Consider the following 11693-nt stretch of genomic DNA (forward strand, 5'->3'; position numbering starts at 1 on the left):
CCTCATGACTCGGCGTCCAGGAGGCGGGTGGTTCCCGTGCTGTGGTGGCGGGCCGTCGTGCTGGGGGCAGTCGGCGAACACGCGGGGCGGGACCGGCGGACCAGAAGCAGCCGGGACCCGGCCGCCTCAATCCGCCGACCGCGTTCAGCGGCTGTCGCTTTCGGGCCGAGGTGGGACGCGGCCGGGGCGAGTACGCCGTAGACATCCGGCAGGGCCAACACGTCCAGCAGACCGGTGAAGGCCACCGAATCGGGGCCAGTGCTCGCCTCGCGATCGGTGAAGACGCCGGACAGCTCCAGCTCGTGGCTGCGGCAGTACTCGGCGAGTGAGGCGACGAGCGCCTCGTGGCGCGCTCCGGAGACCCGCACCAGCCGCAGGAAGCCGTAGACGACAGGTCCACTGACCAGGCGATGTTCCGTAAGGGGTGTCATGTGGGGACCGCCCAAAGGGTCGACAAGTGGTGACGAACCTCAGCATGGATGTCGCCGGACTTCTGACCAATCACCCGCCGTTCTACTTCCGTTCCACTTTTGTCCCGCCGGCCGCGTACCTCTGCTTCGATGACGTCGGAAGGGAGTGAGCGTGGCAACGGTGCACCACTGGACCGGGTTGGAGGCCAGGGCGCTGCGTCTCGCCCTGCGCATGAGTGTGCGGGCCTTTGCCGAGCACCTCGGCGTGGCCGTAGCGACGGTCTCGAAGTGGGAGAGCAAGCGCGCCGGAACCGAGCCCAGACCCGACACCCAGGCCATCCTCGACACCGCCCTCGGACGCGCGGACGCCCCCGCCCACTTGCGCTTCGAGACGCTCCTGTCCGAGATGGCCGGCACCGTGCAGAACGCTGGACGGCGCGTCACCGCCGCCGGTCCCCGAGCCTGGGAGTACGAGTCGTGGGCCGAGGACCTGGAACGCGTCGTCGTCGCGCTCTCCCGGCAGAATTTTACCTTCGCCGACAGCCTGCTCAGCCGCTGGTTAGTGCGGTTCAACGCTCCGGAACTGGATGAAAAGGGCCTGTACCTTTTCGCCCGCTCGACCGCGCTGCTCGGTGACCTCAAACGCGACCAAGGCGCTGTGCTCGGCCCTCTGTCCGCCCAGCATTCCTACGCCGGCGCTCGCGCCGTCTTCGCCCAGCTCGACATTCCGCGTCGCGTCGCCCAGCTCGACCTTTCTCTCGCGGTGGTCACGGAAATGTCCGGCAAATTGGAGATCGCCGCCCGCCACTACGAAACCCTCGCCATCGACGACCGCCTCTCCCGTCGGGACCGCGCGAGGGCCCGTCTGTGGGTGGGCACCGCGCTGAGCAAAAACGGCCGGCACGATTACGCAACCCGCGTCATGCAGGCCGCGACCCGCGACTTCGAGGACCTCACCGAACCCGATGACTGGTCGGTGGCCCACCAGAAACTCGCTCTCGCCCGCCGTGGCGCCGGCGACCTCACCGAGGCCCTGCGCTTCATCGACATCGCCCGCTGCAGCGGGGCCGTCGACTCCCCGATGCAACGCGTACGGCTGGACACCGCCCATGGCCACATCCTGCTCTCCGACGCGGCGACCCGGGATGATGGACTCCTCGTCCTTGATCAGGCTGCCCGTACGGCCGCGCAGTACGGGCTCGTGCACCAACTGCGCAGTATCGAGGGCATCAAGGCCACGAGTGAGGGGCCGACCGGTCCCCGGCGACGATGACCAGGAGAGACGCGTGAGCGACAACCAGCAGGCCATCACCGAGGACCAGTGGCGTCGGGCCGCGCTGATCTGGGACTACCACCAGATGCGCCATCAGCTGCGGCCCGTCGACGTGGCGATCGGCCTGGGCAGCCACGACCTCGGCGTCGCCACCCACTCCGCCGAGCTGTATCGCGCAGGGCTGTTCCCCACCCTGGTCTTCACCGGCGGCAACAGCCCCACCACCGCCAAGGTCTTCCCGCGCGGCGAGGCCGTCCACTTTCGCGAGCACGCCATCAACCTCGGCGTCCCTGCCGAGTCGATCCTGCTGGAACCCGACGCAGGCAACACCGGGCAGAACATCACCCTCTCCCGTGAAGTCCTCGCCGCCGCCGGCATCGTGCCGGCGACGGTGCTTCTGGTCTCCAAGCCCTATATGGAACGGCGGTCGTTCGCGACCGCTCGCAAGCTGTGGCCCGACGTCGAGATCCTCTGCGCGTCGGAACCACTGGAGTTCGACGACTACGTGAAGTCCATCGGCGACGAGAAGCTCGTCCTGGACATGCTCGTCGGCGATCTCCAGCGGGTCATCGAGTATCCGAAGCTCGGATTCGCCATCAAGCAGGAGGTCCCGGAGGACGTGCATGGCGCGTACGAATCCCTCATCCATGACGGCTTCACCAGCCGTCTCATCGCTTCCTGATTTACCAGAGCCGGGCGGACTGTGCGCAATTCACCAGCCCAACCTGTTCCCGAGACTGACCACGCTGGCCAAGCTGTTCGCGGCGGACTACTGGATCGTCCTGGACGACGTGCAGTTCACCCGCCGCGACTACCAGCACCGAGCGCGACTCGGTGCCCTGGACGAAGCGAACCCTTCGCAGTGGCTCACCATCCCCACCCGCCTTCCCCACGGACGGTCGACCCTCATCAGGGACGCGTGGATCGTTGATCCGGACCGGGCCCGCCGGAAGACCGCCGGGATGCTGCGGCAGCACTACACAGCGAGTCCGCACTGGCCGACCCTCGCCCGGCTCCTGGACCCGGTGCTGGACGGTTTCGACACCGGCAGAACCGCTGCCGTCGCCACAGCTTCCACTCGTCTGCTGCTGGGCCTGCTCGGCTGGCAGGGCCAGATCCTCACCAGCAGCGATTTGCCCTCCCGGCCGGGCCGCTCCCAGCGGCTCGCCGACCTCGCTGCCGTGACCGGTGCCCGCGCCTATGTGTGCGGTACCGGCGGCATGTCCTACCTCGACCCAGCACCGTTCGCCGCTGCGGGCATCGCCGTCCTGCCGTTCCAGCCGCCCACGACCACCATCTGGTCCTCCGGCCGAAAGCTCAGCGCGCTGTGGGCGCTGGCGACACTAGGCCCGCAGGACCTGGCCGCCTGCCTACAGGGGGTCGCCCTGGACCATGTCCTGCTTCACCGTCCTCAACGGCCACCGTCCGAGTGCGGAGAGGCCGCGTCGATCGGTGTCTGAGGTCAGGACAATCGGCGGGGGACCCCGCTGGTTACCCGCACGTCAACCGCGTCACGGCCACACAAGGCAGTACGGCTGGTGGCCTGCCTCGTGGAGGCGGTGGCTGAAGTCCTGCCATTCGTGGAGCATCTGGTAGACGTTGAACGCGTCGCGCGGGCCGCCGCGGTCCGGGACCGTGGACCAGATGAAGGCCGCAGCGCCCACGGACTCCTCGCCTATGTCGCGCAGCGGGTCGACCACCGTCATCGGGAGTTTGACCACCGCGTAGTCCGGGTGCAGGACGACCAGTTCCAGCGGGGGGACCTTGTGCAGGGGCATGCCCTGGATGCCGGTCAGGACCATCGCGGCTATCGTCTCGGGCTTGACCTTGCTGAACATGCCGCCCATGCCCAGCTCGTCGCCGCCCAGCTCCTCGGGGCGCATCGAGATCGGGACGCGTGCCGCCGTGGCTCCGTCGGGTGCGCCGAAGTATTTGTAGGTCACCCCCACGCGGCCCCCGCTCCTGCTCGTCGGAGGGGGAGGCTCGTCACGTGCTTCCCGCTCGTGGCGCCGGTGTTTCCCACGCCGGGCAGGCTCGGGACCCAGGCCGTCGGTCCCCTCGCCCAGTCCGCCACCGCGATGCATATCTCCACCCGACCACTCGCAGCCCCGGCCGCGCAACCCGATCATCGTGACAGTGACCTCCCCAACGAACGTGCGGTGAAACACCTGTCCGCAAGAACATCCGAGCCTCTGACACCATGGATTCCGTGAGCTTCCCCTATGACGCCCCAGTTTCACAGATCCTCTTCGACCGCGCCGCCCTTGTGACACCTGGCGGCGTGAACTCTCCTGTCCGTGCCTTTCGGGCCGTGGGCGGTACGCCCCGTTTCATGGTGTCCGGTACCGGTCCATATCTGATCGATGCGGACGGCCGCGAATATGTCGACCTCGTATGTTCTTGGGGGCCGATGATTCTCGGTCATTCCCGGCCAGAGGTTGTCGAAGCGGTCCAGGCCGCCGTGGCCCGCGGCACGTCCTTCGGGACGCCCGGGGAGGGCGAGGTCGCGCTCGCCGAGGAGATGGTGGCCCGAATCGGACCCCTCGAACAGGTGCGGCTGGTGTCCTCGGGCACCGAGGCGACCATGTCCGCGATCCGGCTCGCCCGTGGTTTCACGGGCCGCGCGAAAATCGTGAAATTCGCCGGCTGCTACCACGGACATGTCGACGCGCTGCTCGCGTCGGCCGGGTCCGGGGTGGCGACGTTCGGGCTGCCGGACACACCGGGGGTCACCGGAGCGCAGGCCGGCGACACCATCGTCCTGCCGTACAACGACCTCGGGGCCGTACAAAAGGCCTTCGCGGCGAACGCCGGCGAGATCGCCTGTGTGATCACGGAGGCGTCGCCGGGAAACATGGGCGTCGTGCCGCCGCGCCCCGGGTTCAACGCCGGGCTCAAGGAGCTGTGCGCGGCCAACGGCGCGCTGTACATCTCCGACGAGGTGATGACCGGGTTCCGTACGTCGAAGGCCGGCTGGTACGGGATCGACGGCGTCGAGCCCGACCTGATGACCTTCGGCAAGGTCATGGGCGGCGGCTTCCCCGCCGCCGCGTTCGGCGGGCGCGCCGACATCATGGGGCGGCTCGCCCCGGTCGGCCCCGTCTACCAGGCGGGCACGCTGTCGGGTAACCCCGTCGCCACCGCGGCCGGCCTCGCGCAGCTGCGGCTCCTCGACGACGCGGCGTACGCGAAGCTCGACGCCGTCTCGCTGGAGATCCAGGATCTGCTGACGGCCGCCCTGGACAAGGAGGGCGTGGCGCACAGCGTGCAGTCGGCGAGCAACATGTTCTCCGTGTTCTTCACGCCGGACGACGTCCACGACTTCGAGAGCGCCAAGAAGCAGGAGTCGTTCCGCTTCACCCCCTTCTTCCACTCGATGCTCGCCGACGGTGTCTATCTGCCGCCGTCGTCCTTCGAGTCCTGGTTCGTCTCGACCGCCCATGACGAGCGCGCCGTCGAGCGGATCGCCGCCGCGTTGCCGGCCGCCGCGCGCGCCGCAGCCCAAGCCACGGAGAATGCCGAATGACCAGCACCGACAGCACCGACAGCAGGGGCGCCCTGGACGGCGGGGAAGAGTTCACCGTCGTCCATCTCATGCGGCACGGTGAGGTCCACAACCCCGACGGTGTCCTCTACGGCCGCCGCGCCGGATATCACCTCTCGGAGCTCGGCCGACAGATGGCCGACCGGGTCGCCGAGCATCTGGCGGGGCGTGACATCACTCACGTCGTCGCCTCCCCGCTGGAGCGCGCCCAGGAGACGGCCGCACCCCTCGTCAAGAGCCATGGTCTGACGCTGGAGACGGACGAGCGGCTGATCGAGGCCATGAACATCTTCGAGGGCAAGACCTTCGGGGTCGGTGACGGCGCCCTGCGCAAGCCCGCGAACTGGAAGTACCTCACCAACCCGCTCCGGCCGTCGTGGGGCGAGCCGTACGTCGACCAGGTCGTCCGGATGATGGGCGCGCTGACCAGCGCGAGGGACGCGGCGCGCGGGCACGAGGCGGTGTGCGTCAGCCACCAGCTGCCGATCTGGATCGTGCGCAGCTTCCTGGAGCGGCGCAGGCTCTGGCACGACCCGCGCAAGCGGCAGTGCACCCTCGCCTCGCTGACGAGCGTCACGTACCAGGGGAACAGGATCGTGTCCGTGGGCTACTCGGAGCCCGCCAGGGACCTCGTCCCCGCCCATCTGCTGGCCGGAGCCAAGCCCGTGAAGGGTGCGGGTAAGGCTTACGGAGCGTAGTGATGTTAGTCATACAAAAGTAAAGATATGACAATTACAAGAACCTCCGCGTTTGCTACGACATCTCACGTGTTGCCGCTTGTAAAAGAGAGGGGCCAACGCATGTACCAACGCGGATGGGGACAATATGCGCGACATCAGCAGGAGGGGTCTGCTCGGAGCCGGAATCGGCGCCGCAGCCGCGATCGGAATCGCGGGCTGCGGCACCGGCCGGACCGAATCACATAACAAACCGACAGGCAACAGCAGCGTCGCCCCCGGTGGACACGGAAAAGCGGCGGGGCCTCCGCACAAGGACGTCAAACTCATCGGTGACGGTTCCACCGCCGACACCGGAAAACAGCCCAACCAGCCCGAGGCGCCCATTCCGCTGGAACCGGGCCAGACCCCGCCACAGTTCGTCATCTTCTCCTGGGACGGAGCGGGTGAAGTCGGCAACGGACTCTTCCCGCGCTTCCTGCAACTCGCCAAGGAACACAACGCGGGGATGACGTTCTTCCTCTCCGGGCTGTATCTGCTGCCGGAATCCAAGAAGGACATGTACCGGCCGCCGAACAACCCGACCGGTGCGTCGGACATCGGCTACCTCACCGACGAGCACATCAGGTCGACCCTCACCGGCGTCCGCCAGGCGTGGCTCGACGGTCACGAGATCGGCACCCACTTCAACGGCCACTTCTGCGCGGGCTCAGGCTCCGTGAACAACTGGACCCCGGCCCAGTGGCGTGACGAGATCGACCAGGCCGTGTCCTTCGTCACCCAGTGGCGCACGAACTGCGCCCTGCCCGACGCCGACCCGCTCCCCTTCGACTACGCCAAGGAACTCGTCGGCAGCCGCACCCCGTGTCTGCTCGGCCAGGAGCGGCTGCTGCCCGCGGCGGCCGAACTCGGCTGGCGCTACGACGCGAGTTCCCCCGGCGGAAATCAGGTCTGGCCCGACAAGAAACAGGGCATCTGGGATTTCCCGCTCCAGGGCATCCCGTTCCCGGGGCACAGCTTCGAAGTCCTCTCCATGGACTACAACATCCTCGCCAACCAGTCGAAGAATTCGACCCACGGCATGACCTCCAACTACCCGGCCTGGCGCCAGCAGGCGACCCAGTCGTATATCGCCGGTTTCCGGCGGGCGTACGAAACGAACCGGGCGCCGTTCTTCGTCGGCAACCACTTCGAGGAGTGGAACGGCGGAATCTACATGGATGCCGTCGAAGACGCGATGAAGGAGATCGCAGGCACCAAAGACGTCCGAATGGTGTCGTTCCGGCAGTTCACCGACTGGCTCGACGTCCAGGACCCCGCCGTACTCGCCAAGTTGCGCACACTTGAGGTCGGACAGAACCCGGCCGGCGGCTGGAACACCTTCCTCAAAGCCGTCTGACAGTCCCCGCACAGCCGCCCGCAGCGGGATTCGCGGGCGCCGCCGGCACAGAGGGGGGTGCGCAAGATCCCCCGAAACGCCCATGCGAAACTTTTCACATGAACTTTGGCAGCGCCCCCCGACGCCGCTCCAGCCGTCGACTCCGCGCCGTCGCCCTGCCGGTCATCGGCGTGGCGGCGGCGCTGGCGCTGACGGCGTGCGGCGGTGGCGGCAAGTCCGGCGGCGGCGGCAACACCAACTTCGTGTCGACGAGCGGCGGCATAGACACCGTCGCGAAGGGCGACCGCGGCTCGGCCGTCAAGATGTCGGGCGACACGCTCACCGGCAAGCAGCTCGACATCGCCAGCCTCAAGGGCAAGGTCGTCGTCCTGAACGTCTGGGGTTCGTGGTGCTCGCCCTGCCGTGAAGAGGCGCCCTATCTGGTGCGCGGAGCCGAGGACCTGGGGCCCAAGGGCGTGGCGTTCGTCGGGATCAACACCCGTGACGAGTCGAAGGGTCCGGCCATCGCGTTCGAGAAGGACAGCGGTCTGACCTACCCGAGCTTCTACGACCCGGCGGGCAAGCTCATCCTCAACAGCTTCCCCAAGGGCACCCTCAACCCGCAGGGCATCCCCTCCACGATCGTGCTCGACCGGCAGGGGAAGATCGCGGCCCGGTCGCTGGGCGGGGTCAACACGGACTCGCTGCACAAGATGATCGACCCGCTGATCGCGGAGAAGTGATCCCGTGCTGGCTCTCGCCGAGGCATCCCTCCAGAACGGCACGATCATGGACGGCGCGCTCCTCGCGGCGCTGCCGATCGCGCTGCTCGGCGGCCTCGTCTCGTTCTTCTCGCCCTGTGTGCTGCCGCTCGTACCCGGCTACCTCTCGTACGTGACCGGCGTCGCCGGTACGGATCTGGCGGACGCCCGACGCGGCCGGATGGTCGCGGGCGCCGCGCTGTTCGTCATCGGCTTCACCGCGGTCTTCGTCTCCGGCGGCGCGCTCTTCGGCTTCTTCGGGGAGCGGCTCCAGGAGAACCGGGAAGTGATCTCCAAGGTCCTCGGTGTCCTGCTGGTCGTGATGGGCGCGTTCTTCATGGGCATGATGCCCTGGCTCACCCAGCGCGAATTCCGCTTCCACAAGCGGCCGGTGACGGGTCTGGTGGGCGCACCGCTGCTCGGCGCGCTCTTCGGCGTCGGCTGGACGCCCTGCCTCGGCCCCACCCTCTCGTCCGTCAGCTTCCTGGCGATGAACCAGGCGAGCGCCGGCCGGGGCGCGATACTGACCGTCGCCTACTGCCTCGGTCTCGGCGTGCCGTTCCTGCTCGCCGCCGTGGCGTTCCGCAAGGCACTCGGCGCCTTCGGCTGGGTCAAGCGGCACTACGCGTGGGTGATGCGGATCGGCGGCGCGATGATGATCGTGACGGGGCTGCTGCTGCTGACCGGCGCGTGGGACAGCATCGTGCAACAGACGCAGTCCTGGTCCAACGGCTTCACGGTGGGGATCTAGTTCCATGAGCAAGACAGAGCCCGACAGCACAGCACGGGCCGACGACACAGCACGGGTCGACGACACAGCACGGACGACGGACGGCGCGGCCCAGGCGGAGGTCCGGGCCGAGGTCCAGGACGCCAGGGAACTCGGCGCCGCAGGATCCCAGCTCTCCACCGCCCCCCGCGAGGAATCCCTCATCGGCGGCCCGGTGCTGGGGGTGGTCGGCTGGGCGCGCTGGTTCTGGCGGCAGCTCACCTCCATGCGGATCGCGCTGCTCCTGCTGTTCCTGCTCTCCCTCGGCGCCATCCCCGGCTCGCTGATCCCGCAGAGCGGCAGCGACCAGCTCAAGGTCGAGACGTTCCAGAAGCAGCATCCGACGGTCTCGCCGATCTACGAGAAGCTCCAGCTGTTCCACGTCTACAGCTCGGTGTGGTTCTCCGCGATCTACATCCTGCTGTTCATCTCCCTCATCGGCTGCATCGTCCCGCGCACCTGGCAGTTCGTCGGCCAGCTGCGCGGCCGGCCGCCCGCCGCGCCCAAGCGGCTGACCCGGCTGCCCGCGTACACCACCTGGCGCACCACGGCCGAACCCGAAGAGGCACGCACGGCGGCGCTCGCGCTGCTCAAGAAGCACCGCTTCCGCGCGGACGCCGACGGGGACGCCGTCGCGGCCGAGAAGGGCTATCTGCGCGAGGCCGGGAACCTCATCTTCCATATCGCGCTGATCGTGATGCTGGTCTCCTTCGCCAGCGGCCAGCTCTTCAAGTCCGAGGGCGGCAAGCTGATCGTCGAGGGCGGCGCCTTCTCCAACACCCTCACCCAGTTCGACGACTTCAAGTCGGGGTCGCTCTTCGACGCGGACAACCTCGCGCCGTTCAGCTTCACCCTCGACAAGTTCGTCGGCACGTGGGAGCGGCAAGGGCCCGAGATCGGCACGGCCAGGACCTTCGAGGCGAAGGTCCGCTACACGGCGGGGCCCGGCGACAAGGAACACACCAAACTCATCAAGGTCAACAAGCCGCTCGTGGTCGACGGTTCGAAGGTCTACCTGATCTCCCACGGCTACGCGCCGACCGTCACCGTCAAGGACGGCAAGGGCAAGGTCGTCTTCTCCGGCGCGACGCCGCTGCTGCCCTTCGACACCAACCTCTCGTCCAGCGGCGCCATCAAGGTGATGGACGGGTACCGGGACAAGAACGGCAAGAAGGACCAGCTCGGTTTCGCCGCGCTCTTCGTGCCCACGTACGGCGGCAAGGCGTCCGGGCAGATGTTCTCGCAGTTCCCGGACCTCGACTTCCCGGCGCTCAACATCGGCGCGTACCACGGGGACCTGGGGGTCAACGCCGGTGTGCCGCAGAACGTGTACCAGCTGGACACCAGCAAGATGAAGCCCTTCAAGGACGCCCAGGGCAAGATCCTGAAGAAGACGCTGCTGCCGGGCGAGACCCTGACCCTGCCCGACGGGGCCGGTTCGATCACGATGGACAGGGACGTCAAGCAGTGGGCGAGCTTCCAGATCACCCACCAGCCCGGCGCCGGCTGGGCCCTCGGCGGCGCCATCGCGGCCATCCTGGGGCTGGCCGGTTCCCTCTTCATCCAGCGCCGCCGGATCTGGGTCCGGGCCGCCCGGGGCGCGGACGGCGTCACCGTCGTCGAGATGGCGGGGCTCGGCCGCAGCGAGTCCGCCAAACTCCCCGAGGAGCTGGGCGATCTGGCCCTGGCCCTCAACAATCAGGCGCCCACAGCGCCCGATCCCGACGAACCCGCCGAACCCGCCGAGACTGCCGAAACCGTCGAAACTGTCGAAGGGGCTGAGAAGTGAATCTCGCCGCCGCGGTAACCAACGAGAGCCTGGCGCACACCAGCAATGTGCTGATCTATTCATCCATGGCCGTCTATATGTTCGCCTTCTTCGCGCACATCGCGGAGTGGCTGTTCGGCAGCAGGAGCAAGATCGCCCGCACCGCCGCAGCGCTGACCGGCGACGCGAAGGAGTCCACGGCGGCCGGCTCCGTCAAGGTGCAGGTGGCCCGGAAGGGCGCGGGGACCGCCGTACTCGACCGGCCGAAGGTCGTCGTCAGGACCGCGTCCGGCACCCGTGACGTCCCCGACGGACCCGGCGCCGCGGGCGGTGACGAGCAGGGCGACATGTACGGCCGGATCGCCATCTCCCTCACCATTCTCGCCTTCGTCGTCGAGGCCGGGGGTGTCCTCACCCGCGCGCTGTCCGTACAACGGGCGCCGTGGGGCAACATGTACGAGTTCAACCTGACCTTCTCCACGGTCGCCGTCGGGGTGTACCTCACCTTCCTGGCGCTGAAGAAGAACATCCGCTGGCTCGGGCTGCCCCTGGTCACCACGGTCCTCCTGGACCTCGGCCTCGCCGTCACCGTCCTGTACACCGCCAGCGACCAGCTGGTTCCCGCCCTGCACTCGTACTGGCTGTGGATCCACGTCTCCACCGCGATCTTCTGCGGCGCCGTGTTCTACGTCGGCGGGGTCGCCACGCTGCTCTACCTCTTCCGGGAGCGCTACGAGTCCAAGCTGGCGGCGGGCCGTCAGCCGGGCGCCTTCGCCACCTCCGTCATGGAGCGGCTGCCCGCGTCGGCCACGCTCGACAAGTTCGCCTACCGCGTCAACGCCGCCGTCTTCCCGCTCTGGACGTTCACGATCATCGCGGGCGCGATCTGGGCGGGCGACGCGTGGGGCCGGTACTGGGGCTGGGACCCGAAGGAGACCTGGTCGTTCATCACCTGGGTCGCGTACGCCGGCTACCTGCACGCACGCGCCACCGCGGGCTGGAAGGGCCGCAAGGCCGCCTACCTGGCGCTGATCGCCTTCGGCTGCTGGCTGTTCAACTACTACGGCGTGAACATCTTCGTCACCGGCAAGCACTCGTACGCCGGCGTCTGAG

Annotated in this window: 12 protein-coding genes; 10 read left to right on the forward strand and 2 right to left on the reverse strand. The window is 68.0% G+C overall.

The genetic code is table 11. The annotated features are described in order from the left end of the window. Nucleotides 1–2 precede the first annotated feature (2 nt). Nucleotides 3–431: a hypothetical protein gene (locus tag OHS57_RS22400; protein ID WP_328583154.1), complete on the reverse strand. Its 429-nt coding sequence runs from the start codon at nucleotides 429–431 to the stop codon at nucleotides 3–5. Nucleotides 432–582: 151 nt separating this feature from the next. On the opposite strand from OHS57_RS22400, the gene OHS57_RS22405 reads away from it, so the two are divergent. From OHS57_RS22405 to OHS57_RS22415, 3 genes are read left to right on the forward strand one after another with little or no spacing between them, the layout of a single operon-like run. After that, nucleotides 583–1683 (forward strand): helix-turn-helix domain-containing protein, encoded by a 1101-nt coding sequence (locus OHS57_RS22405; protein WP_328583155.1) that lies wholly within the window; start codon nucleotides 583–585, stop codon nucleotides 1681–1683. A gap of 13 nt (nucleotides 1684–1696) precedes the next feature. Then, nucleotides 1697–2365, forward strand: coding sequence for a YdcF family protein (locus OHS57_RS22410; RefSeq protein WP_328583156.1), 669 nt, complete (start codon nucleotides 1697–1699; stop codon nucleotides 2363–2365). Then, nucleotides 2331–3143, forward strand: coding sequence for a WbqC family protein (locus OHS57_RS22415; RefSeq protein WP_328583157.1), 813 nt, complete (start codon nucleotides 2331–2333; stop codon nucleotides 3141–3143). The genes OHS57_RS22410 and OHS57_RS22415 overlap by 35 nt, the downstream gene beginning before the upstream one ends. A gap of 51 nt (nucleotides 3144–3194) precedes the next feature. On the opposite strand, the gene OHS57_RS22420 is transcribed toward OHS57_RS22415, so the two are convergent. After that, nucleotides 3195–3767: a hypothetical protein gene (locus tag OHS57_RS22420; RefSeq protein ID WP_078863475.1), complete on the reverse strand. Its 573-nt coding sequence runs from the start codon at nucleotides 3765–3767 to the stop codon at nucleotides 3195–3197. Between the two features lie 116 nt (nucleotides 3768–3883). Between OHS57_RS22420 and hemL the strand changes: the two genes are divergently transcribed. From hemL to ccsB, 7 genes are all read left to right on the forward strand, one after another. Then, nucleotides 3884–5209 carry a glutamate-1-semialdehyde 2,1-aminomutase gene (hemL, locus tag OHS57_RS22425; RefSeq protein WP_078863474.1) on the forward strand — a complete coding sequence of 442 codons (1326 nt, stop codon included), beginning with the start codon at nucleotides 3884–3886 and terminating at the stop codon, nucleotides 5207–5209. Beyond that, complete coding sequence (locus OHS57_RS22430) at nucleotides 5206–5925, forward strand: histidine phosphatase family protein (RefSeq protein ID WP_041986003.1); 720 nt, start codon at nucleotides 5206–5208, stop codon at nucleotides 5923–5925. Before hemL ends, OHS57_RS22430 begins: the two co-directional genes overlap by 4 nt. A 127-nt stretch (nucleotides 5926–6052) precedes the next feature. Next, complete coding sequence (locus OHS57_RS22435; protein WP_328583158.1) at nucleotides 6053–7303, forward strand: hypothetical protein; 1251 nt, start codon at nucleotides 6053–6055, stop codon at nucleotides 7301–7303. A 98-nt stretch (nucleotides 7304–7401) separates the two neighbouring features. Continuing rightward, nucleotides 7402–8025: a TlpA family protein disulfide reductase gene (locus OHS57_RS22440; protein ID WP_041985991.1), complete on the forward strand. Its 624-nt coding sequence runs from the start codon at nucleotides 7402–7404 to the stop codon at nucleotides 8023–8025. A gap of 46 nt (nucleotides 8026–8071) precedes the next feature. Continuing rightward, nucleotides 8072–8794 (forward strand): cytochrome c biogenesis CcdA family protein, encoded by a 723-nt coding sequence (locus OHS57_RS22445; RefSeq protein ID WP_078863898.1) that lies wholly within the window; start codon nucleotides 8072–8074, stop codon nucleotides 8792–8794. Between the two features lie 4 nt (nucleotides 8795–8798). Continuing rightward, on the forward strand, nucleotides 8799–10601 hold the full coding sequence (gene resB, locus OHS57_RS22450) for a cytochrome c biogenesis protein ResB (RefSeq protein ID WP_328583159.1): 1803 nt from the start codon (nucleotides 8799–8801) through the stop codon (nucleotides 10599–10601). Further along, on the forward strand, nucleotides 10598–11692 hold the full coding sequence (gene ccsB, locus OHS57_RS22455; RefSeq protein WP_041985986.1) for a c-type cytochrome biogenesis protein CcsB: 1095 nt from the start codon (nucleotides 10598–10600) through the stop codon (nucleotides 11690–11692). The genes resB and ccsB overlap by 4 nt, the downstream gene beginning before the upstream one ends. Nucleotide 11693: the final 1 nt, after the last annotated feature.

Source organism: Streptomyces sp. NBC_00370 (assembly GCF_036084755.1).
Classification (GTDB): Bacteria; Actinomycetota; Actinomycetes; order Streptomycetales; family Streptomycetaceae; genus Streptomyces.